The following is a 22,512-nucleotide window of genomic DNA, read 5'->3' as shown; positions in this document are numbered from 1 at the left end:
TTTTAATGTTGCCGGTCGCTAAGGGTGTCCCAACGCTCAATTTCATCTCTAACCGTCGGATGGTAGCTCCTGTGTAGCCCGAGACGGCGAATTTCTACGCGCTTTGCTTTCATATCAGATGGATTCGACTTCTTTACGAAGTTCGACCCAAGCGCCTGTGAAATCCACGGGTGCAATGTATAAGTTACTGTGAAAATACCGTGACTCTGAATTGCATCCGGAATTTGCTTATTTACTGGCAATCCAAGCGAATCTTGATCTAGCATATTCTGAATAAATGCCGACTGGCTCGGGAAAGTCTTCATTTGATACCTGAGAATTTGTCGTAGCTTTTCTCCGTCGCGAAGGTTCGTTAAATATTCTGTCACCTTCGAGGGGTTAATAACACTCCCAACCGTGAATCCGTGGTGACGGAAGTGTTCGGCAAGCTTGAATTCAAACTCTTCGATAACTGTAGGCTTGTGATTAATTAGCGCCATATTCTTCCAGTAATCACAGAAAGTAGTACTAGCAACCACCTTCGCCGAAAACCTGTAGAAGAACGAATGCAAAATGCTTCGGCATCCGCGCCGCTTCCGAAGAATATTTGCTTTCAGCCCAAATACGTCTTCCGAAGCTTCCCGACACTGCTCGATGGTATCACTGTCCGATCGGAGGGGAAACCAGATAGAATCATTCAGTACATAAAGCGCCTCTGGCTGCAGGCGACGTTCCAGAACCGTCAGTATCCCTTCACGATAACCTCCAAAATCATATCCAACGTTAGGGCGCTCGATCACTAGGCAACTGTTTGCCGCCAGCCGCTCTCGATCATCATCCGCCAGCGGCGCATTGGAAACAACAATTGTGGAAACGCCTTGCTCCGCCAAATATGATAGGGTGAAATAGGTTGATTCCAACACACCTTGCGGCTGGTAGATCAGCAGAACTGCAATTTCACGTCCGGCAGCTTGTACCCCTTCTGTGACGCGGATATTTTTTTTCCGGTTCGCGTCATAGCGAATACGGCGCAACGACCCACCGACCCGCCTTGCCGGAAGAAAAAAATTACGGGCAAGCTGCTTGAACGGTCTTGCCAGTTCCCGCTTGATTTTCTGAAGGTCAGCCACGCCGCTCCACCTGGATTAAGAAAGTAAGAAATGGCCCCTCTTGCGAGGGGCCATTTCCAATCATTTCACTGAATCAGCCCTCGGCCGACTCATCCCGCTTCTCCGCCGAGATCTCCTCGCCGGTTTCCTGGTCGACCATCTTCATGCCCAGGCGCACCTTGCCGCGGTCGTCGAAGCCCAGCAGCTTGACCTTGACCTCCTGCCCCTCTTTCAGCAGCTCGTTGGGGTGGGTCAGGCGGCGGCTGGCGATCTGGGAGACGTGGACCAGGCCGTCGCGCTTGCCGAAGAAGTTCACGAAGGCGCCGAAATCGACCAGCTTCACCACCTTGCCGGTGTAGATCTGGCCCTCTTCGGGCTCGGCCACGATCGAGTGGATCATGTCGTAGGCCTTCTTGATGGCATCGGCGTTGGCCGAGGCGATCTTGATGGTGCCGTCGTCGTTGATGTCGACCTTGGCGCCCGAGACCTCGACGATCTCGCGGATGACCTTGCCGCCCGAGCCGATCACTTCGCGGATCTTGTCGGTGGGGATGGTCATCGTCTCGATCCGCGGGGCGTGGGCGGAAAACTCGCGCCGGCCTTCGGTCAGGGCCTTGCCCATCTCGGCCAGGATGTGCATCCGGCCGTCTTTCGCCTGCGCCAGCGCCTGTTCCATGATCGCCGGGGTGATGCCCTGGACCTTGATGTCCATCTGCAGGCTGGTGATGCCGTTCTCGGTCCCGGCGACCTTGAAGTCCATGTCGCCCAGGTGATCCTCATCGCCCAGGATGTCGGTCAGCACCGCCCAGTTGTCGGCGTCTTCCAGCACCAGGCCCATGGCGACCCCCGCGACCGGCGCCTTGAGCGGCACGCCCGCGTCCATCATCGACAACGAGCCGCCGCAGACCGAGGCCATCGACGACGAGCCGTTGGACTCGGTGATCTCGGACACCACGCGGATGGTATAGGGGAAGTCGGTCGGGCTGGGCAGCACCGCCTGCAGCGCGCGCCAGGCCAGCTTGCCGTGGCCGATCTCGCGCCGGCCGGGGCTGCCGACACGGCCGACCTCGCCCACGGAATAGGGCGGGAAGTTGTAGTGCAGCAGGAAGTTTTCGCGGAAATTGCCGTGCAGCGCGTCGATGATCTGCTCGTCGTCGCCGGTGCCCAGCGTGGTGACGACCAGCGCCTGGGTCTCGCCGCGGGTGAACAGCGCCGAGCCGTGGGTGCGCGGCAGGATCCCGACTTCCGAGCGGATGGCGCGGACGGTGCGGTTGTCGCGGCCGTCGATCCGGGCGCCGCCGCGGATGATGTCGCCGCGCAGGATGCCCGATTCCAGCTTTTTCAGCGCCGAGCCCAGGTTCGGGTCGGCGAGTTCATCCTCGGTCAGGCCGTCCTTGATCTTGAGCTGCGCGGCCTCGATGGCGTCGCGGCGCTCGGCCTTGTTGAAGATGCCATAGGCGGCGCGCATGTCGGCCTCGCCTAGCGCCCGCACCCGCTCGTACAGCGCGGAATAATCCGGCGACTGGAAGGGGAAGGGCTCTTTCGCGGCGGCTTCGGCCAGCTCGACGATCAGGTCGATCACCGGCTGCATCTGCTCGTGCCCGAACTTCACCGCGCCGAGCATTTCCTCTTCGGTCAGCTCATAGGCTTCGGATTCGACCATCATCACCGCGTCGCGGGTGCCGGCGACCACCAGATCCAGCCGCTGCTCGGGGTTCGAGCGCAGGCGGTCCATGTCGGCGACCTCGGGGTTCAGCACGTATTCGCCATTGGCGAAACCGACGCGGGCGCCGGCGATCGGGCCCATGAAGGGCACGCCCGACAGGGTCAGCGCGGCCGAGGCGGCGATCATCGCGACGATGTCGGGATCGTTCACCAGATCATGCGACAGCACCGTGCACATCACCAGCACTTCGTGCTTGAAGCCGGGGGCGAACAGCGGGCGGATCGGGCGGTCGATCAGACGCGCGGTCAGGGTTTCCTTTTCGGTGGGCCGCGCCTCGCGTTTGAAGAACCCGCCGGGGATCTTGCCGGCCGCGTAGTATTTTTCCTGGTAATGCACGGTCAGGGGGAAGAAGTCCTGCCCCGGCTTCGGCTCTTTCGCGAACGTCACGTTGGCCATGACCGAGGTCTCGCCCAGCGTGGCGATGACCGAGCCGTCGGCCTGGCGGGCAACCTTGCCCGTTTCCAGCGTCAGGGTTTCCTGGCCCCACTGGATCGATTTCTTCACTTCGTCGAACATATGATTTCCTCTGGGCGCGCCGGCCCTCCGGCCGCCCGTGTCATGTGGCGGCCCCATTGCCGCCGCCCCCTATCCTTTGCACGCGGCCGGGGGCTGGCCGCACGTCACAGATTGGCGGGCCATAGCGGAAAATGCGGCGCAAGGAAAGGGATTCGACGCTCCTGCCAGCGGGCGGAATCGGGGCGGGCGGCAAACCGCCAAGGCTGCCGCCCGCACACATCCGGCGCCGCGAGTAAAGCGAGGGTCAGGCGATGGCGAGGGTCTTGCGTTCGGCAGCCTCATCGGCCTGACGGGCGGTATCCACGGCCTTGTCGGTGGGCCAGGGGCGTTCGGCCAGCCTGGCGATGCGGGTGAGCATGTCGAGGCTGCTTTCGCCGGCCTGCGCGCGGATGGCCCAGGCGCGGGCGGCGGCCTCGTCGTCCGGAACCTGGGCGGCAGGGCGGGCGGCAGCGGGGCGGGCGGCAGCCGCGCCGGCCACCGTCTCCGCAGGCGCACGCAGGGCGGAGGTTGCTGCCGGGCTGGCCTCGGTCGCAGCCCCAGCGCTGGCAGCCGCCGCACTGGCAGCGGCACCGGCGAATTGCTGCGCGGCCTGCAACCCCTCGGGCGAGATGTCGAACCGCGCCGCCTCGCCCAGCGGGGGCAGCGGCACCGCCGCGGCCGTCTGCGGCGGCGAGGCGGCGGCGGGCGGGGTGGCGGCCCGGCCGGTGGCGAAAGCGGCGGGGGTGGTCGAGCCGATGCCCAGCAGCGATCCGACGGTCTTGAGGGTCGTGTTGATCAACATGACGTATACTCCGACTGACTACGGACCGAGCATTAGGGCGCCGCCCCCCGGAATCCAGATTCGAATTAACGGCATTTTAACGGATATCGCCGCCCGGGGGCGCCGCAATGAAAAACGCCCGCGGCCATTGCCACGGGCGTTCCAGAACCGATACGCCTGGCGCGATCAGCGGCGCAGGCCCAGCCGCGCGATCAGGTCGGTATAGCGCTGCTCGTCCTTGCGCTTAAGATAGTCCAGCAGCTTGCGGCGCTGCGCGACCATCATCAGAAGGCCACGACGCGAGTGGTTGTCCTTCTTGTGGGTCTTGAAATGCTCGGTCAGCGTCGCGATGCGCGAGCTGAGGATCGCCACCTGCACCTCGGGCGAGCCGGTGTCGCCTTTCTTGGTGGCGTATTCGCCCATGACGCGGGCTTTTTCTTCGACGGTGATCGACATCGTGGTCTCCTGAACAAAAGGGTGATGGCACAGGCCGGGATGTCGTCCAGCGCAGGCCCGTGGAGTGATCCGCCCGATTCGGTTTGGATGGATCGGGCGCGTATAGGGCAGGCAGGGCCGAAAGGAAAGCCCGGTCAGCAAGCCCGGTCAGCCGGGGGCCGGCTGGGCCGCAGGCTGGGCCAGCGCCAGCGTCACATGCGCGGGGGTCAGCCCGGCAGCGGTCTGCACATGCGCGACCGGCGAGCCGTTCAGCCGGATCAGCGCCGAGCCGTCGGGCTGCTGCTCGATCGCCACCACCGCGGCGGACAGGTCTTCGGGCGCCAGCAGCAGCTCGATCCGGTCCTCGGCGGCGTCGAAATCGGCGATGGTGGCGGGCGGACGCTCGGGCGCCGCACCGGCGGGCAGCTGGAACAGGTCGCTGCCCGGCCCGCCTTCCAGCCAGTCGTCCGCATTCCCGACCAGCGTGTCGTCGCCCTCGCCGCCATGCAGCCAGTCGCGGAACAGGTCGTCCTCGTCGGCGATCAGCAGGTCGTCGCCCTCGGCCCCCTCCAGGTCGTCGCTGCCGGGACCGGCGCGCAGCGTGTCGTTGCCCGGGCCGCCGTGCAGCCAGTCGTCGCCGGTGCCGCCGTCAAGCTGGTCGTCGCCCTCGCCCCCGAACAGCGTGTCGTTGCCCGATCCGCCCTCGATGCTGTCGTCGCCGCCCTCGCCAGAGATCCGGTCGTCGCCGGCGCCGCCCAGCAGCGTGTCGTTGCCAAAGCCGGTGGTGGTCCAGTCGCCATGGATCACGTCGTCGCCGTCGCCGCCGTGCACCCAGTCATCCCCGGCCCCGGCGCGGATGTCGTCGGCGCCCGCCCCCGCCAGGATGGTGTCGTTGCCGGCGGTGCCGTCCAGCCACACGCCGTCGTCGCCGCCCTCGATCAACTGCCCCGGAGTTTCGGGGTCCTCAGGGTCCTCGGGGTCCAATCCGCCGGGCTGGCTTTCGTCCATGTCGTCGTCCGACATGAAATCGAAAGCCACGGCCAGCATCACCAAGCTGGTCAACCCGAGCAGCACTAGCATATCACGACCTCGGCAACAGGCGGCGCAGACGCCACGACTCGGTTCTAGCCCCGAATCCGCCTGCGATCACCCGAAATGTCCGTTAAGGATTAATGGGTTAGCCCCGAGACCGCCGCAGCCAGACGTAATAGGCGCCGCCGCCGCCGTGGCGGACATGGGCGGGCACCACCTGCAGCACCGCCCGCGACAGCGGCGCCATCGCCAGCCAGTGCGGCACCTCGTGGCGCAGCGCCCCGTTGCGGACCGGCAGCGGGCCGCGGTCGTCGCCGCCGCGGTCGCCCTTGCCGGTGATCACCAGCACCAGCCGCTGCCCCGCCGCCTGCGCGCGCAGGACAAAGCCGGTCAGCTCGGCCTTGGCGACCGCCAGCGTCATCCCGTGCAGGTCCAGCCGCGCATCCGGGCGCAGCTTGCCGCGGGTCAGCGAGCGGTGGGTGCGCGCATCCATCTGCAGCGGCTGTTCGGCCAGCCGCTGGGCAGGCGACAGCACCCGCGCCACATGCACCGGCAGGGGCGCGGCGCTGCGGCCGATGCCGAAGCCGGGCGGCAGCGGGCGCGGTGCAGGGGCTGGCGCCGCTGCGGGGGCCGGGGGTGTGGGTGCGGGCGACGGGGTCTCGATCTTGCGGCGCTGGCTTTCCGCCATGGGGGTGATGCTGCGCGCGACCTGCGCCCACAGTGCCCGGTCCTCGTCCGACAGCCCGCCCCGGTTGCGGCGGCGGGCCATGTCAGGCGGTGGCGACCAGCTGCCAGTTCGGGTCGTCCTGACCCATCCGGCGCTCAAAGGTCCAGATGTCGCGCTGCTTGCGGGCGGCCTTGGGGTCGCCCTCGATCACCTCGCCCGAGGCATCGCGATGCGCCGCGATCAGCTCGCCCACGAAGCGGACCGAGACCGTCGCCACCCCGGTCGCCGGATCGAAGCTGGCCCCCTGCACGGCAGTTTCGCGGGTGCCCAGATACTGCATCTGGGTGGTGATGCCGCGGGCGGTGCGGTCGGCGATCACCGCGTCGAAGGCCTCGGCCACGGCGGGGGACAGGAACGGGCGGATCTCCTCGATCTCGCCGCGCTCGAACCCGGTCAGGATCATCTCATACGCCTGTTTCGCGCCCGAAAGGAACGGGCCGACGGCGAATTGCGGCTCGACCCGATGCATGGCGGCCAGGGCCTCGGCCTCGGGGGTGCCGGCCTCGACGTGGTCCAGGATGTCGCTTTCAGGCTCGGCGGTCACAGTTCGCAGCGTCGGGCGCGACAGCGGCGTGGGCTGGCGCGGCGGCTCGAACCCTTCGCGCGTGCCCAGCACGTTGCGCAGCCGCAGGATCAGGAACACCGCGATGGCCGCCAGGACCAGAATCTGAAGCATCGAATTGGACATGGGGCGGGGCCTCGGGCGATTGGTCTGGCGTGACGGCGATGCCTGACTATGTAGGTGGCACCAGGCCGCGAGTCCAGTTGCGGCCCTACTGCGGGGTTCAACGATGTGGTTACTGATATTGCTCGTGCTCTGGCCGATCGTCGAGATCGCCCTGTTCATCGAGATCGGCTCGGAGATCGGCGTCGCCGCCACCATCCTGTGGGTGGTGCTGTCGGCGATGATCGGGATCTGGGCGATGCGGCTGCAGGGCATGGCGGCCATGGTCGACCTGCAGCGCGCGGTCGACGATTTCCGCGACCCCGGCCGGCCACTGGCGCACGGGGCGCTGGCGATGATCGGCGGCGGGCTGCTGGTGCTGCCGGGATTCTTCACCGATGCGCTGGGGATCCTGCTGCTGATCCCGCCGGTGCGCTCGGCGCTGCTGGGGCTGCTGGGGCGGCGGGTGCGGGCCTCGGCCGCCGCCAGTGCCCGCGGCACCCGCCCGGGCTGGCCGCCGCAACAGCCGCACCGCCCGCCGGTGATCGACGCGGAATATGTGGTGGTCGAGGAAACCGACGAGGACGTCCCGCCCCCGGATTACGACCACCCCGACGCGGGGCCGACGCCGCCGCAGGGCCCGGGCGGCCGCCGCGGCCCGCCTTCGGGCTGGACCCGGCATTGAGCGCGCGGGCCCGGGGTGGTAACACCCGGGGCGAAACGCTGACGCGAGGATCGACATGACCGACGACACCACCAACGGCGCCCCCGCGGGCGCGCAGCCCGCAGACGGGCAGCAGGCGCAGCCGCCCGCGGTGCGGATGAACATCCTCGCGCAATATATCCGCGACCTGTCCTTTGAAAACATTGTCGCGCAAAAGGGCATCGGCGGCGAGGTTGCCCCGGAAATGCAGGTGCAGGTCAGCCTGGACGCCCGCAAGCGCCCGGTCGATCACCAATACGAGGTGATCTGCAAATACCGGGTCAATTCGGTGAACTCGAACGACAAATCCACCATGTTCCTGTGCGAGCTGGATTACGCCGGGGTGTTCCAGATCGAGGGCGTCCCCGAGGATCAGCTGCATCCGTTCCTGATGATCGAATGTCCGCGGATGCTGTTCCCCTTTGTGCGCCGGGTGCTGGCGGACATCATCCGCGACGGGGGTTTCCCGCCGTTCAACATGGACCCGATCGACTTCGTGGCGCTGTATCGCCAGGAACTCGCCCGCCGCGCCCAGCAGGCGCAGGGCGGCCGTCCCGAAGGCCAGCCCCTGTCCTGACCAGGGCGGCCCCGGCAATGGCCGGCACCGCGCAGATCAGGCCGCCCCGCCGGGCGGCCTTTTTTCCCTGCCTCGGCACAACCCGCAGCAAAGGGGCCGCGTGATGGCGAAACGGGCATGGCAGCGGATGCTGTCGGGGCGCAGGCTGGACCTGCTGGACCCCACGCCGGTGGATATCGAGATCGAGGACATCGCCCACGGGCTGGCCTTTGTTGCGCGCTGGAACGGGCAGACCCGCGGCGACTGGGCCTATACCGTCGCCGAACATTCCCTGCTGGTCGAGGAAATCCTGACCCGGCTGGACCCGGGCACGCATCCGCGCTGGCAGCTGGCGGCGCTGCTGCATGATGCGCCGGAATATGTGATCGGGGACATGATCTCGCCGGTCAAGGCGGCGCTGGGGCGGGAATATCAGGACATGGACGCGCGGATCGCCGCGGCGGTGCACCGCCGCTTCGGCCTGCCCGCGGTCATTCCGGCGCCGGTGCGCGCGCAGATCAAGCGCGCCGACCGCATCTCGGCCCGGCTCGAGGCGGTGGGGATCGCCGGCTTCACCCCGGCCGAGGCCGAACGGCTGTTCCCCCTGCCCCGCGGCATCAGCACCGACGGGCTGAGCCTGCGGCTGCGCCCGCCGGCCGAAACCCGCGCGGCGTTCCTTGCGCGCTTTGAGGCGCTGATGGCGCGGCTGGACGGCTGAACCTCAGGCAAGGCCGGCGTCCGCCGCCCCGGCAGCCTCAGGCCAGAAGATCGTCCAGGCTGCGCCCGGCTTCCAGCTGCTCGGTCACCCAGCGCGGGCGACGGCCGCGGCCGGACCAGGTCTGGGTTGCGTCGGCGGGGTGGACGTATTTCGCCGCCCGCTCGCCCCCGGCGGCACCGCCCGCGGTGCGGCGGCCGCGGCCGGCCCCGGTCAGTTCGGACAGGTTGAAGCCAAGCTCGCGCGCCGCACGCTCGGCCGCGGCCAGCGCCTCTTTCCGGCGGCGGGCGTCGAACGAGGCAATGGCGCGATCAACGCGCGTCTTCAGCGCGCGCAGATCATCCAGCGACATGTTGTCGATATCAATTTCCACGGATCATTCCTTTCGCGGGAAATCATCAATGACCAGCGAATGACAAATTCCGTACTATCCCGCAAGGGCAGATATCACCGAGGACCGCGTTTGGCCAATATCCGCTGCAATGTCCGGCGGTGCATATGCAGGCGCCGCGCGGTTTCGCTGACATTGCGGTCGCATTGTTCATAGACCCGCTGGATATGTTCCCAGCGCACGCGATCGGCCGACATCGGATTTTCCGGCGGCGGCGGGAAACGCGAGACCTGCGCCAGCAATGCATTCGTCACTTCGTCGGCATCGGCGGGCTTGGGCAGGTAATCGGCAGCCCCGGCCTTGACCGCCGCCACCGCGGTGGCAATTGCGCCATATCCGGTCAGCACGACAATGCGGCAATCCTCGCGCTGCGCCCGCAGCACGTCGACGACATCCAGGCCGCTGCCATCTTCCAGCCGCAGGTCCACCACCGCATAGGCCGGCGCCCCCTGCGCCAGGGTTTCGCGCGCGGCGGCGACGCTGGTGGCGATCCGCGGGGCGAAGCCGCGGCGTTCCATGGCCCGGGCCAGCCGGTTCACGAACACCTCGTCATCGTCGACAAGCAGCAGGCTGGGGTCGTCGCCAATGGGCAGAGGTTCTTTCCCTGCACCCCCCGGAAGCGTGGAGTTATCTGCTGTCATGCCATTCTCGCTTGTCGTCTTTCCATTATCGCGCAAATCGCGCCCGCGTCAATTTGCCACTTATCCAGCGGCCTCGACGAAGCAGGCGACGCGGTCCGCCATCTCTTCGGGGCTGACTTCCCTGGTGAAGAACTCGACCGTGCCGTGGCCGGGCAACACCAGGAAACTGTTGGTCGTATGATCGACCAGATAGTTCTCCTTGTCCTCGGAATCATTGATGCGGAAATAGCCGCGCCAGGCCTGGCTGACCGCGGTCACTTCCTCGATACTGCCGGTCAGCCCCAGCATTTCGGGGTGGATCGCATCGGTAAAGAAGCGCAGCTGTTCCGGCGTATCGCGGGCCGGATCGACCGAAACGAATACCGGCCTGGCCGAGATTCCCCGTTCCGCAAGCACATCGATCGCCGCGGCATTGCGGGCGGTATCCATCGGGCAGACATCGGGGCAATAGGTATAGCCCATGTAAAGGATCGTCGGCCGGTCGAAGACCTGCTGATCGGTCACCCGCTGCCCGTTTTCGTCGGTCAGGGTAAAGCTGCCGCCCAGCGCCTCGGTTCCCCCGGCCACGGTCGAACGGCGGCATTGCGCGAATTGGTCCCCGCCCGCCGGCCGCAGCCACAGCCAGCCCGTGACCAGCACCAGCAGCGTCGCCAGCACCCCCAGAAGCATCAATCGGCGTTCCGTCATTTTCCGTTCCTCAGCATTGCCGTGACCCGCTGGGGCCGGGTATCAATTTTCAGCAGATTAGGCGAGACCGTAATGATGCCACAGACTTCCCCGCGCCGTGACGGCAGCGCCACACCAACGCCGGACCCCGCGCAGCGGGCGGCCCGGCCGGTGGCCCTGCCCCGGATGGCCTGGCGGGGGCCGATCCGGCCGCGCACGCTGATCGCCTCGCGCTGGATCGCGCTGGCGGGGCAGGCGTCGGTGGTGGCGGGGGCCTGGGCGCTGGGGGCGCGGTTCCCGCTGATCCCGGTGATGGCGGTGATGGGCATCGCGGTGGTGCTGAACCTGCGGCTGGCGCAGCGGGCGCGGCGCGCGGATACCGACCGGGCGCTGGCGCAGCTGGCGTTCGACACGGTGCAGACCGGGATGGTGCTGACCCTGACCGGCGGCATCATGAACCCGTTCGCGCTGTTCGTGCTGGCGCCGCTGACCATCGGCGCCAGCGTGCTGCCGCTGCGCCATATCCTGATGCTGGCGGGGTCCACCGGGGTGATGCTGGTGCTGATGACCACCGTCTCGGTGCCGCTGAGCTTTCTGCCCGACACGCCGCTGCGCCCAGAGCTGGCGCTGTATGTCGGGCGGGTGCTCGAACTGTTCATCGGCGGAGCCTTTTTCGCGGCCTTCGTCTATCGGGTGTCGGCCGACCTGATGGCGACCTCGGCGGCGCTGGCGGCCACCCAGATGGGGCTGGAACGCGAACAGCGCCTTCAGCACCTGGGCGGGGTCGTCGCCGCCGCCGCCCATGAAATGGGCACGCCGCTGGCCACCATCAAGCTGATCGCCGCCGAGCTGGCCGAGGATCTGGGCGACCGCCCGGACGTGGCCGACGACCTGGCCGAGCTGCGCCGGTCCGCCGACCGCTGCCGCGACATCATGCGCAGCATGGGCAAGGCCGGCAAGGACGACCTGCTGCTGCACTCGGCGCCGCTGTCGGACCTGCTGGCCGAAGCCGCCGCCCCCCACCAGCAGCGCGGCGCGCATATCCGCATGAACCTGGGCGAGACCGGCGCGCTGATCGTGCGGCGCGAGGCCGGGCTGATCCACGCGCTGCGCAACCTGGTGCAGAACGCCGTCGATTTCGCCGCCGAGACCGTCGAGGTGCAGGCCAGCCACGGCGACGGCCGCATCCGCATCGCCATCCACGACGACGGCCCGGGCTATCCGCCGCATCTGCTGGCCCGGCTGGGCGAGCCCTATCTGACCACCCGCAAGGCCGGCACCCAAGGCGATTCCTACGAAGGCATGGGGCTGGGGCTGTTCATCGCCCGCACCCTGCTGGAACGCAGCGGCGGCACGGTGAAGTTCGTCAACCGCGACGGCGCCACCGCGCTGGTGACCTGGCCGATGGCGGCGCTGCTGGCCGACGACCGGGTGGCGCTGGGGCCGAACCCGACAATCTCCGGTTGACCGGCGGCGCCGATTAACCATTCCTTAAGGCGAAGGGTGCTATCATTCTTTCCGGGCGCAACGCGGAAAGGCGGGCGATGACGGACGGTTACACTGTAGCGGCCGCGATCTTCGCGGGGGTGGTCTCGGTCCTGCTGGGACTGGCGCTGGCGCACCGCCTGCTCCGCGCCCCCCTCCCCGGTTCGGCGCTGGCCGCCCTGCCGATGGCAGAGCCGGTGGCGCTGCTGTTCCGGGACCGGCGGCTGGTCGACGCCACCGCGCCCGCACGCTCGCTGCTCGAGGCGCTGCCGGGCGACGACGACTGGGCGCGGCTGTGGAGCTGGCTGGCGCAGCGCTTCGAGTCGCCGCAGTCGCTGCTGGAGCTTGCCGCGGTCGAGGGCGCGGCCAGCCTGCGCGCCGGGCCCGGTCTCTCGGGGCTGCGGCTGGATATCGAGGATGCGGGGCACGGGCTCCTGCGGGTGCAGCTGGTCGACCCCTCGCTGGAACAGGCCGGAATCGTGGTGAACGCGCACGCGCTGGCCGCGATGGAGGATGAACTCGCGGTGCTGCGCGAATCGGTCGACCGCGCCCCGGTGCTGATCTGGCGCGAGGATCGCGACGGCCGCGTGACCTGGGCCAACGCCGCCTATCTGCAGGAAGCCGAGGCCCGCCACCCCGACCGGACCAGCTGGCCCCTGCCGCGGCTGATCACCCTGCCCACTGACGCCGAGGGCACGCCCCGCGCCGAGCTGCGCAGCGACGACCGGGTGCGCTGGTTCGACTGCCACCTGCAGCCCTCCGGGGACCAGCGCGCGGTGTTCGCGGTGCCCGCCGACGACGCGGTGCGGGCCGAACGCAGCCTGCGCGACTTCGTGCAGACGCTGACCAAGACCTTTGCCGACCTGCCGATCGGGCTGGCGATCTTTGACCGCGACCGCAGGTTGCAGCTGTTCAACCCGGCGCTGATCGACCTCACCCGGCTCAACATCGGCTTCCTGGCGGCGCGACCGACGCTGTTTGCGCTGCTGGACGGGCTGCGAGAGCTGCGGATGGTCCCCGAGCCCAAGGATTACAACGGCTGGCGCAACTCCATGGCCTCGCTCGAGGCGGGGGCGGCCTCGGGGCTGCATGTGGAAACCTGGAACCTGCCGGGCGGCCAGACCTATCGGGTCACCGGCCGCCCGCACCCGGACGGCGCCATCGCCTTTCTGTTCGAGGACATCTCCAGCGAGATCGCACTGACCCGCCGCTTTCGCGCCGAACTGTCGCTGGGGGCCGAGATCCTGGACGGGATCGATGCGGCGGTGGCGATCTTCGACGGCGAGGGGCGGGTACTGGGCGCCAACCGCGCCTTTGACGACACCTGGGGACCCGAGGCGGCCCAAAGCCTGCGCGGCTATCTCGAGCTGTGGCGCAGCACCGCCGCGGACAGCCCCGGCTTCCAGAACCTGCGCCGCGCCCTGGCGGCCGACCGCGGCGACGCCCCCCTGCAGGGCGCGATCGCCGGCCCGGACCAGCGGCTGCTGTGGTGGCGGGTCCGCCCCCTCTCCGGCGGCCGCCGCATGGTCAGCTTCACCGCGGCAATCTCTGGCGCGGTGGCGGCGGCCGGAGCCGAGCCAAGCCCGCAGACCCGGGGCGACAGCGACGCAGCGCATCTTCCGGGGAAAGCGGCAGCGGGCGGCTGAGGGCGGGGCTTCAGCGACGGGAATCGCGCGTTGGGCAACGAGACGAGCGCGGTGCCGGGCGAGCCCGCTATGTGACCACCGGGCCGGTTACTCCGCGCAGGTCAAGGAGTCGCGCGCTGGGCGGCGGGTGCGGGAGCGATTGCCCCGCCAAATCCTTCGCCACGCTGCAGGATCACCATTCCGCCCGGGTCCAGGACCTCGCGGGCCCGGGAGCTTCCCCATGCGACTGCGAAGCAGATACGGGTAGCGGACCGATCCCCCTGAGGCCGCGAGGGCCGGTTATTCCGGTCAGAGGCCGGAGGTCGCACCTGGGGACCGTGAAGCGGGGGCAGTTGCCGGGCTGAATCCTACCCCAAGTGCCGGTTATGGCGTACCGGCCCGGCGGAACGGCTACGGCTCCGTCGCGGGTCGACCGTCGAAGATGACGCTACCAATACGGCAAGGACTGAAAGAAGCCCGCAGCCGCGAAGCTGGATATTCCACCTGGCGGCCGTAAACCGTGCCACTGGGCGGCGGAACACCTACGGGTGCGGGGCCGAATCCCTGCGACGCCCCAAGCGTCGGTCATGGCGTCCCGGCCCGGAGGGACGGCTACGACGCCGAGATGGCGGCCGATACGGCAAGGGGCGACGCAAGCCCCTCGCCGCGGGAGCTGGTCATTCTGGCCGGTCCAGGAGCCTCGCCTCGGAGCAGCGAGGCAAGGCGCGGTCACCAGCCCATCTCCCCGCAACATCGCAAGCGCCGTCCCTAGCACCCAAGCCCACCGTAGCAGTTACGTCCCCGCCTTAGGCCGCGCGCCGAAGATGGCGCTGCCGATGCGGATGTGGGTGGCGCCTTCGGCGATGGCGGTCTCGAAATCGGCGCTCATGCCCATGGACAGGGCGGGCAGGCCGTTCCTTGTGGCGATCTCGCGCAGCAGGCGGAAATGCGGGCGGGGGTCCTGGGCGTCGGGGGGGATGCACATGCAGCCGGTGACGGGCAGGTCCAGCGCGCGGCATTCGGCGATGAAGCCGTCGGCCTGCGCGGGGGCAATGCCGGCCTTTTGCGGCTCGTCCCCGGTGTTGACCTGCACGAACAGCCGCGGCGCGCGGCCGGTGTCCTGCACGATCCGCGCCAACCGCTGCGCGAGCGAGGGGCGGTCCAGGCTGTGGATCGCGTCGAACAGTTCCACCGCGGAGCGGGCCTTGTTGGTCTGCAGCGGGCCGATCAGGTGCAGTTCAACCTGGCCCCAGCGGTCGCGCAGCGCGGGCCATTTGCGCTGCGCCTCTTGCACGTAGTTTTCGCCGAACACGCGCTGGCCGGCGTCAAGCGCGGCGGTCACCCGGTCGTCGGGCTGCAGCTTGCTGACGGCGATCAGCGTCACCTCGGCCGGATCGCGCCCGGCGGCGGCACAGGCGCGGTCGATCTGCTGGCGGATTTCGGTCAGTCCCATGGTGTTTCCCTAACCCGGCAGGTGGAAAAGAAAAAGAGCGGGCGCCTGGCCCGCTCTTTCCGATCTTGCAACCGATCCGGGGATCAGAAGTTGAAGCGGACACCCATGTCGGCGCTGACCAGCTCGCGGTAGTCGCGATGGATCGAGGCGCCCAGACGCGCGCCGCCGAGGTCGTAGTTCACGCCGATACCGAACGCGTTGTCGGTTTCTTTGGTCGCCCAGTCACCGTCGTTGTTGGCGACATAGGCTTCGATGTTGGTCAGGCCATCAGCCAGGGTGTAGTCGCCATAAAGCGCGACAGTCTGGCCGAAAGCGTTGTCAGCCACACCACCAACGTTGAAGTCATCAGCGTTGACGTAGTTCAGGCCGATGCGGGCGTTTTCCAGAACCGCATAGCGGGCGCCAACGAAGAACAGATCGACACCGTCCCACCCGCCGGCATTGTTGGTGTAGGCACCCGACAGTTCCAGACGGTCGTCCCACTTGTAGTCGGCCGAGATGCCCAGTTCTTTCTCGTCGTTGCCGATAATATCGGAGACCACGTCAGTATCCATGTCGGACTGGTCGGGATCGACATAGGACGCACGCACGGTCAGGTCGCCGAAGCTATAGTTCGCGGCAACGCCAACACGGTTCTGGCTGACATAGCTGTCGGTGTAGGTGAAGAAGCCACCGGCCATCGCGCTGAGGTCGACGCTCGGGGCGAAAGCGCCCGAACGGTCGTAGGAACCCAGGTCGGTCGCATAGAGCAGACCGGCACTGTCGAACGCAGTGTCGACGTTACCGATTTCGACGGTCAGGCCTTGCGCGCTGATCCAGACCTTGCCGGCTTGAGTGCGAATTTCATCGCGGCCATCGTGGCGGTATTCCTCGTCGTCAAAATCGTACACGCTCTGGCGGCTGCCGTTCTGGTCGTGCTGCAGGCGCAGACGGGCACCGAACTCGACGCCAGCGTCGGATTCGGTCGTCGCGTCGAGGTTCATCCGGATGCGCGAGCTGACTTGGGTTTCGCGGAGATCGCTGTCATTTTCGTAGTAGATGATACCGGTCCGGCCGTAACCCGAGATGGTCACGTCGGCGGCGGCGACGCCAGCGGACAGCACCAGGGCGGTCGTGGCGAGAAGAGCCTTTTGCATGATCAAGTTCCCTCTTGTCTCTCTCTGATGCCCAAACCGGCTTTACCGCCTTGGGTATGAGGCATTAATTCGCCCGTCCCCCGCCATGATGCAACGCTTGCGCCCCGGACCGCAGCTTTTCGGCACGGTTGTGATGCAGCGGGGCCACAGTTTTTTGATGGAACCAATGCGGCACCCGTGATCGGGGGGCGTGGGAGCGCTGCGACTGGCCGCTTGTCGGGATGCCTCGATCCGCGCTAAAGCAGGCGCAAGGGTCCGGCCCGGGGGGCCGGGCAAGACCGGGGTCAAGGATGAGGGACCGCATGAACATCGCAAAAGCCGCGACTCTGGCGGGTGCAGTGGCGCTTTGCGCGACTCTCTCCGCGTGCAGCGGCGACCAGCGCCCCAGGACCGAGCGCGTCGATCCCGACATGCGCAATGAAAGCACCACCATCTGGGACATGTTCGGCAACCGCCGCGGTCCCAATGACACGGTGGCGGTGAACCGCTACCTGTGGAACGCCTCTCTCGAGGTACTGAACTTCCTGCCGGTGCAGTCGATCGACCCGTTCACCGGGGTGATCGTGACGGGGTATGGCACGCCTCCCGGTGGCGGGCGGGCCTATCGGGCCACGGTGCAGGTGACCGACCCGGCGCTGGACGCGCGCTCGCTGCGGCTGTCGCTGCAGGGGCCGGGGGGAACGGCGGTGGCGCCCGATACGGTGCGCGCGGTGGAAGACGCGATCCTGACCCGGGCGCGGCAGCTGCGGGTGCGCGACGGCCGGCTGTAGGGTTTCGGCCGGCGCTGGACGCGGGCAGGGTGGCGCCTGAGGCGCGGGCCAAGCTGGCGCTGGACGCGCGGGGGGCGGGCGGCTAAACCCGCGGGGCATTTCCCGCCACCCCTGCCCCGGAGTTCGTCCCATGCCCTATGATCCCGCCTCTAGCGAAAAGCGCTGGCAAGACGCGTGGGAAAAGGCGGGCAGTTTCCGCGCCGTGCGCGACCAGCGGCCCAAGTATTACGTGCTCGAGATGTTCCCCTATCCGTCCGGGCGCATCCACATGGGGCATGTGCGCAACTATACCATGGGCGACGTGGTGGCGCGCTACAAGCGGGCGCAGGGGTTTTCGGTGCTGCATCCGATGGGCTGGGATGCCTTCGGGATGCCGGCGGAAAACGCCGCGATGGAACAGGGCGGGCATCCGCGCGACTGGACCTATGGCAATATCGCCACCATGCGCGGGCAGCTGAAGCCGCTGGGGCTGTCGATCGACTGGAGCCGCGAGTTCGCCACCTGCGACGACGATTACGTGGCGCAACAGCAGGCGCTGTTCCTGGACATGCTGGACGCCGGGCTGATCTATCGCAAGGCCGCGGTGGTCAACTGGGACCCGGTGGACATGACCGTGCTGGCCAACGAGCAGGTGATCGACGGCAAGGGCTGGCGCTCGAACGCGCCGGTCGAGCGGCGCGAGCTGACGCAGTGGTTCTTCCGCATCTCGGATTACGCCGAAGAGCTGCTGGAGGCGATCGACGGGCTGGACGGCTGGCCTGACAAGGTGCGGCTGATGCAGGCGAACTGGATCGGGCGTTCGCGCGGGTTGCAGTTCCGGTTCGACACCGTGGAGCGCCCGGATTTCCCGCAGATCGAGGTCTACACCACGCGGCCCGACACGCTGCTGGGGGCGTCGTTCGTAGCGATCAGCCCCGACCATCCGCTGGCCAGGGCGTTGGCGGAAACCAACCCGGCGCTGGCCGAGTTCGCGGCCGAGTTCCACAAGGGCGGCACCACCGAAGAGGCGATCGAGACCGCGGAAAAGTGCGGGCTGGATACCGGGGTGCGGGTGCGCCATCCGCTTGATCCCTCGTGGGAATTGCCGGTGTGGGTCGCCAATTTCGTGCTGATGGATTACGGCACCGGCGCGCTGTTCGGCAGCCCCGCCCATGACCAGCGCGACCATGATTTCGCGGTGAAATACGGCTTGCCGATCCGCGCCACCTTCGGCCGCCCCGGCATGACCGAGGCCGAGGCCGACGCGCTGGTCGCGGCCGAGCCGTTCGTGCCCGCCAAGACCGACCCGGTCACCTATGTGCGCGGCTTTGCAGGCCAGCGCGACCAGACCGGCGAGGATGCGGTGGACGCCGCCATCGCCCATGCCGAAGCCGCCGGCTGGGGCGAGGGCGTGACCAAGTTCCGCCTGCGCGACTGGGGGATCTCGCGCCAGCGCTATTGGGGCTGCCCGATCCCGGTGGTGCATTGCGACAACTGCGGCGTGGTGCCCGAGGCCAAGGACAAGCTGCCGGTGCTGCTGCCGCGCGATGTCAGCTTCGACCGGCCGGGCAACCCGCTGGACCGGCATCCCAGCTGGGCGCGGGCGACCTGCCCCAAATGCGGCGGGCCGGCGCGGCGGGAAACCGACACCATGGACACATTCGTCGATTCGTCCTGGTATTACGCGCGCTTTACCGCGCCCCACGCGACGACGCCGACCGTGGCCGAGGACGCGGCCTACTGGATGAACGTCGACCAGTATATCGGCGGCATCGAGCACGCGATCCTGCACCTGCTGTATTCGCGCTTCTTCGCGCGGGCGATGATCAGGACCGGCCACCTGCCCGAGACCGCGCGCGAGCCCTTCGACGCGCTGTTCACCCAAGGCATGGTCACGCATGAAATCTACATGACCCGCGACGACCGCGGCCGCCCGGTCTATCACCTGCCCGAGGACGTGACCGACGGGAAACTGGCCGACGGCACTCCGGTCCAGATCATCCCCTCGGCCAAGATGTCCAAGTCGAAAAAGAACGTCGTGGACCCGGTGGATATCGTCGCCAATTTCGGCGCCGACACCGCGCGCTGGTTCATGCTGTCGGACAGCCCGCCCGAACGGGACGTGGAATGGACCGCCTCGGGGGCCGAGGCGGCGGCCAAGTTCCTGGCCCGCGTCCATCGGCTAGCCGAGGATTCCGGCGCCGAGGACCGCGACGACCCGGGCCTGACCCGCGCCGCCCACCGCGCCATCGACGAGGTGACGCGGGCGATCGACGGATTCGCCTTCAACAAGGCGGTGGCCAAGATCTACGAGCTTGCCAACACGCTGGCGAAATCCCCGGCCTCGGGCGAGCCGAAGCGTGCGGTGCTGCGGCTGATGGCGCAGCTGATGGGGCCGATGGTGCCGCATCTGGCCGAGGATGTCTGGGCGCTGGCCGGGGGCGAGGGGCTGCTGGTCGATGCGCCCTGGCCCAAGGCCGACCCGGCGGCGCTGGTGGTCGACAGCATCACCCTGCCGATCCAGATCAACGGCAAGCGCCGCGGGGAAATCACCGTGCCCGCCGGCATGGACAAGGACGCGGTCGAGGCCGCTGTGCTGGCCGACGAATCCGTCCAGCGCCACTTGGCCGGGCAGGCGGTGAAAAAGCTGATCGTGGTGCCGGGGCGGATCGTCAATGTGGTCGTCTGAGCCTCGGCGCCGGTTTCTGGCACGGCTGGGCGGGCTGGCGGCGCTGGCGGCGGTCCCCTCCTGCGGGTTCCAGCCGGTCTATGGCCCGGGCGGGGCGGGGACCAGGCTGCACGGGCGGGTCCGTATCGCCGAGCCGCGGACCCGCGACGACTATGCCTTCCTGCGTCGCCTGACCGAACGGCTGGGGCCTGACCAGTCCCCCAGCTATGATCTGGCCTATACGCTGCGGATCGCCTCGGTCGGGCAGGGGATCACCGCGGACGAGGTGACGACCCGCTATTCGCTGAACGGCACCGCCGCATTCACCCTGACCGACAGCGCCACCGGCGCGGTGGTGGCGCAGGGCGAGGTCAGCAATTTCTCCAGCCATTCGGCCGCGGGCAGCATCATCGCGACCACCGCCGCCGAACAGGACGCCCGCGACCGGCTGGCGGTGATGCTGGCCGACCAGGTGGTGACGCGGCTGCTGGCCATGGTGCCCTAGGGCATGATCCTCAAGGGCGCCGAGATCGCGCGCTATCTGGCGCACCCCGACCCGACAAGGCCCGCGCTGCTGATCTACGGGCAGGACCCGATGCGGGTGGCGCTGAAGCGGGCCGAGGTGGTGAGCGCGCTGACCGGGCCGGGGGCGGATGAAGAAATGCGCCTGACCCGCCTCTCAGGCGCCGATCTGCGCAAGGACGGCGCCTCGCTGCTGGACGAGATCAAGGCGGTCGGGTTCTTTCCCGGCCCGCGGGTGGTGCTGGTCGAGGATGCAGCCGACACCGCCGCCCCCGCCATCGCCGCGGCGCTTGAGGACTGGGCGCCGGGCGATGCGGTGATCGTGGTTACGGCGGGGGCGCTGGCCAAGTCCTCGGCGCTGCGCAAGCTGTTCGAGGCGCACAAGACCGCCGTGGTCGCGCCGATCTACGACGACCCGATGGGCGAGGACGAGATCGCGCGGCTGCTGGACGCGGCGGGGCTGCGCGCCGTCCCCCCGGCCGCGATGCGCGACCTGCTGGCGCTGGCCCGCGCCATTGAACCGGGCGATTTCCGGCAGGTGCTGGAAAAGATCGGGCTGTACAAATACGGCGACGATTCGCCGCTTGCGTCCGAGGAAATCGCCGCTCTTGCCCCCGCCACGGTCGAGGGCGACGTGGACAGCCTGATCGACGCGGTGGCCGACGGGCGCGCCGATGCCTTGGCGCCGCTGATGCAGCGGGTGGCGACCCAGGGCATCCTGCCGGTGACGATCTGCATCGCGGCGCTGCGGCATTTCCGGGCGCTGCACATGGCCGCCGCCGACCCCGGCGGGCCCGCGGCGGGGGTGGGGCGGCTGCGCCCGCCGGTCTGGGGGCCGCGGCGCGACCGGATGACCCGGCAGGCGCAGGCCTGGGGGATGCGGGCATTGGAGGACGCGCTGCGCCATCTGGTCGACACCGATCTGGCGCTGCGCTCCTCCTCGCGCGCGCCGGCGGCGGCGGTGATGGAACGGGCGCTGATCCGGCTGGCCATGATGCCGCGGGGGCGGCGATGACCGAAGAGCTGCCGGCGCTGGTGATCGGCGCCGGTCCCGCGGGGCTGATGGCGGCCGAGGCGCTGGCGTCCGCCGGTCACCCGGTGGCGGTCGCCGAGGCGCTGCCGAGCCCCGCGCGCAAGTTCCTGATGGCCGGGAAATCCGGGCTGAACCTGACAAGGGACGAGAATGCGGCGGTGTTTGCGTCGCGGGTGCAGGGGGGCTCTGCCCCCGCGCTGCGCGCCCCCCCGGGATATTTGCATGATGAAGAACTGCGCGCGATCGTCGCCGGATTCGGGCCGGCGGAAGTGTGCGGCTGGGCGCGTGGGCTGGGGGTGGAGCTGTTCACCGGCTCGACCTTGCGGGTGTTTCCGGTGGGCATGAAAGCCTCGCCGCTGCTGCGCGCATGGCTGCGGCGGCTGGCGGCGCAGGGGGTCGAGCTGCGGACCCGCTGGCGCTGGCAGGGGTTTGCGGGCGAGGCGCTGCGGTTCGACACGCCCGGGGGCGAGCGGCTGCTGCGGCCCCACGTAACCGTGCTGGCGCTGGGGGGTGCGAGCTGGCCTCGGCTGGGCTCGGATGCCGCTTGGGTCGGCTGGTTGCAGGATGTGGGCGTCGCGGTGGCGCCGTTCCGGCCGGCGAACATGGGGTTCCTTGTCGGCTGGTCGCCGGCGATGGCGCCGCATTTCGGTGCGGCGGTCAAAGGGGCGCGGCTGTGCGCGGGTGATCTGTCCAGTCGCGGCGAGTGGGTGCTGACGCGGCAGGGGATCGAGGGTGGCGCGGTCTATGAGATCTCGGCCGCGCTGCGCGACGGGGCGGCGGGGGTGGTGGATCTGGCGCCGGATCTGCACGCCGGGGCGCTGGCCGCCCGGTTGGCGCGGCCGCGCGGGCGGCTGTCGGTCGGCAACTGGCTGCGCCGGGTGTTGCGCGATCCGGTCAAGGTGGCGCTGCTGCTGGAATGGGGCCGGCCGCTGCCGGGCGACCCGGCGGCGCTGGCCGCGCTGATCAAGGCGCTGCCGTTGCGCGTAACCGGTCCGGCGGGGCTAGACCGCGCGATCTCCTCGGCCGGCGGGGTGCGGCTGGACGCACTGACCCCGGCGCTTGAGCTGCGCGCCCGTCCCGGCATCTTTGCTGCCGGCGAGATGCTGGATTGGGAAGCCCCCACCGGCGGCTATCTGCTGACCACCTGCCTTGCCACCGGCCGCCACGCGGGGCTGGCAGCAGCGCGGCGGCTGGGTGGTGCGACCGCTTGACGCGGTGCGG

At 68.5% G+C, this 22,512-nt stretch carries 22 protein-coding genes; 10 read left to right on the top strand and 12 right to left on the bottom strand.

Annotated elements, in window-relative coordinates:
* Positions 1-2: 2 nt before the first annotated feature.
* The 7 genes from BUB57_RS08715 to BUB57_RS08685 all read right to left on the bottom strand — a co-directional run bounded on the left by BUB57_RS08715 (position 3) and on the right by BUB57_RS08685 (position 6,972).
* Positions 3-1,109 (bottom strand): rhamnan synthesis F family protein, encoded by a 1,107-nt coding sequence (locus BUB57_RS08715; protein WP_084732053.1) that lies wholly within the window; start codon positions 1,107-1,109, stop codon positions 3-5.
* A gap of 73 nt (positions 1,110-1,182) precedes the next feature.
* Positions 1,183-3,330: a polyribonucleotide nucleotidyltransferase gene (pnp, locus tag BUB57_RS08710; RefSeq protein ID WP_073065356.1), complete on the bottom strand. Its 2,148-nt coding sequence runs from the start codon at positions 3,328-3,330 to the stop codon at positions 1,183-1,185.
* A 244-nt stretch (positions 3,331-3,574) separates the two neighbouring features.
* On the bottom strand, positions 3,575-4,111 hold the full coding sequence (locus tag BUB57_RS08705; protein WP_073065353.1) for a hypothetical protein: 537 nt from the start codon (positions 4,109-4,111) through the stop codon (positions 3,575-3,577).
* A gap of 165 nt (positions 4,112-4,276) precedes the next feature.
* A complete protein-coding gene (gene rpsO, locus BUB57_RS08700) occupies positions 4,277-4,546 on the bottom strand; it encodes a 30S ribosomal protein S15 (protein ID WP_073065350.1) in 270 nt (89 codons plus the stop codon).
* A 147-nt stretch (positions 4,547-4,693) separates the two neighbouring features.
* Positions 4,694-5,605, bottom strand: a complete 912-nt coding sequence (locus BUB57_RS08695) for a calcium-binding protein (RefSeq protein ID WP_084732052.1) — start codon at positions 5,603-5,605, stop codon at positions 4,694-4,696.
* Between the two features lie 97 nt (positions 5,606-5,702).
* Positions 5,703-6,326 carry a Smr/MutS family protein gene (locus BUB57_RS08690; RefSeq protein WP_073065347.1) on the bottom strand — a complete coding sequence of 208 codons (624 nt, stop codon included), beginning with the start codon at positions 6,324-6,326 and terminating at the stop codon, positions 5,703-5,705.
* Position 6,327: 1 nt separating this feature from the next.
* Complete coding sequence (locus BUB57_RS08685; RefSeq protein ID WP_073065344.1) at positions 6,328-6,972, bottom strand: Tim44/TimA family putative adaptor protein; 645 nt, start codon at positions 6,970-6,972, stop codon at positions 6,328-6,330.
* Positions 6,973-7,075: 103 nt separating this feature from the next.
* Here BUB57_RS08685 and BUB57_RS08680 point away from each other — a divergent pair, with 103 nt between their 5' ends.
* The 3 genes from BUB57_RS08680 (at position 7,076) to BUB57_RS08670 (ending at position 8,925) form a co-directional block, all read left to right on the top strand.
* A complete protein-coding gene (locus BUB57_RS08680; protein ID WP_073065341.1) occupies positions 7,076-7,633 on the top strand; it encodes an FxsA family protein in 558 nt (185 codons plus the stop codon).
* Between the two features lie 55 nt (positions 7,634-7,688).
* Positions 7,689-8,228, top strand: a complete 540-nt coding sequence (gene secB, locus BUB57_RS08675) for a protein-export chaperone SecB (protein WP_073065337.1) — start codon at positions 7,689-7,691, stop codon at positions 8,226-8,228.
* 103 nt (positions 8,229-8,331) lie between these two features.
* Complete coding sequence (locus BUB57_RS08670) at positions 8,332-8,925, top strand: HD domain-containing protein (RefSeq protein WP_073065334.1); 594 nt, start codon at positions 8,332-8,334, stop codon at positions 8,923-8,925.
* Positions 8,926-8,962: 37 nt separating this feature from the next.
* Here BUB57_RS08670 and BUB57_RS08665 read toward each other — a convergent pair whose 3' ends face one another.
* From BUB57_RS08665 to BUB57_RS08655, 3 genes are all read right to left on the bottom strand, one after another.
* Positions 8,963-9,295, bottom strand: a complete 333-nt coding sequence (locus BUB57_RS08665) for an H-NS histone family protein (protein WP_084732051.1) — start codon at positions 9,293-9,295, stop codon at positions 8,963-8,965.
* Between the two features lie 74 nt (positions 9,296-9,369).
* Entirely contained in the window at positions 9,370-9,954 is a 585-nt protein-coding gene (locus tag BUB57_RS08660; RefSeq protein ID WP_073065331.1) for an ActR/PrrA/RegA family redox response regulator transcription factor, read from the bottom strand.
* Positions 9,955-10,014: 60 nt separating this feature from the next.
* Positions 10,015-10,641 carry an SCO family protein gene (locus tag BUB57_RS08655; RefSeq protein WP_073065328.1) on the bottom strand — a complete coding sequence of 209 codons (627 nt, stop codon included), beginning with the start codon at positions 10,639-10,641 and terminating at the stop codon, positions 10,015-10,017.
* 72 nt (positions 10,642-10,713) lie between these two features.
* Between BUB57_RS08655 and BUB57_RS08650 the strand changes: the two genes are divergently transcribed.
* Together BUB57_RS08650 and BUB57_RS08645 are read left to right on the top strand one after the other, a co-directional pair.
* Complete coding sequence (locus BUB57_RS08650) at positions 10,714-12,087, top strand: ActS/PrrB/RegB family redox-sensitive histidine kinase (RefSeq protein WP_234952023.1); 1,374 nt, start codon at positions 10,714-10,716, stop codon at positions 12,085-12,087.
* 77 nt (positions 12,088-12,164) lie between these two features.
* The gene (locus BUB57_RS08645) at positions 12,165-13,751 is read left to right on the top strand and encodes a PAS-domain containing protein (protein ID WP_073065322.1); all 1,587 of its coding nucleotides are present in this window, start codon (positions 12,165-12,167) and stop codon (positions 13,749-13,751) included.
* Positions 13,752-14,523: 772 nt separating this feature from the next.
* Here the strand turns inward: BUB57_RS08645 and BUB57_RS08640 are convergent.
* A complete protein-coding gene (locus tag BUB57_RS08640) occupies positions 14,524-15,183 on the bottom strand; it encodes a YggS family pyridoxal phosphate-dependent enzyme (RefSeq protein ID WP_073065319.1) in 660 nt (219 codons plus the stop codon).
* An 83-nt stretch (positions 15,184-15,266) separates the two neighbouring features.
* Positions 15,267-16,319: a porin gene (locus BUB57_RS08635; protein ID WP_073065316.1), complete on the bottom strand. Its 1,053-nt coding sequence runs from the start codon at positions 16,317-16,319 to the stop codon at positions 15,267-15,269.
* A 302-nt stretch (positions 16,320-16,621) separates the two neighbouring features.
* Here BUB57_RS08635 and BUB57_RS08630 point away from each other — a divergent pair, with 302 nt between their 5' ends.
* The 5 genes from BUB57_RS08630 to BUB57_RS08610 all read left to right on the top strand — a co-directional run bounded on the left by BUB57_RS08630 (position 16,622) and on the right by BUB57_RS08610 (position 22,502).
* Positions 16,622-17,089, top strand: a complete 468-nt coding sequence (locus BUB57_RS08630; protein WP_073065313.1) for a DUF3576 domain-containing protein — start codon at positions 16,622-16,624, stop codon at positions 17,087-17,089.
* 130 nt (positions 17,090-17,219) lie between these two features.
* Positions 17,220-19,757, top strand: coding sequence for a leucine--tRNA ligase (gene leuS / locus BUB57_RS08625; RefSeq protein ID WP_073065310.1), 2,538 nt, complete (start codon positions 17,220-17,222; stop codon positions 19,755-19,757).
* Positions 19,744-20,241 carry an LPS assembly lipoprotein LptE gene (gene lptE / locus BUB57_RS08620; protein ID WP_073065307.1) on the top strand — a complete coding sequence of 166 codons (498 nt, stop codon included), beginning with the start codon at positions 19,744-19,746 and terminating at the stop codon, positions 20,239-20,241. The genes leuS and lptE overlap by 14 nt, the downstream gene beginning before the upstream one ends.
* Before the next feature lie 3 nt (positions 20,242-20,244).
* Entirely contained in the window at positions 20,245-21,273 is a 1,029-nt protein-coding gene (holA, locus tag BUB57_RS08615) for a DNA polymerase III subunit delta (protein WP_073065306.1), read from the top strand.
* Positions 21,270-22,502, top strand: a complete 1,233-nt coding sequence (locus BUB57_RS08610; RefSeq protein ID WP_073065304.1) for a TIGR03862 family flavoprotein — start codon at positions 21,270-21,272, stop codon at positions 22,500-22,502. Before holA ends, BUB57_RS08610 begins: the two co-directional genes overlap by 4 nt.
* Positions 22,503-22,512: the final 10 nt, after the last annotated feature.

Source organism: Paracoccus solventivorans (assembly GCF_900142875.1).
GTDB classification, from domain to species: Bacteria; Pseudomonadota; Alphaproteobacteria; order Rhodobacterales; family Rhodobacteraceae; genus Paracoccus; species Paracoccus solventivorans.
Note: the sequence above shows the minus strand (reverse complement) of the source record. Positions and strands in the feature narration are given on the sequence as shown.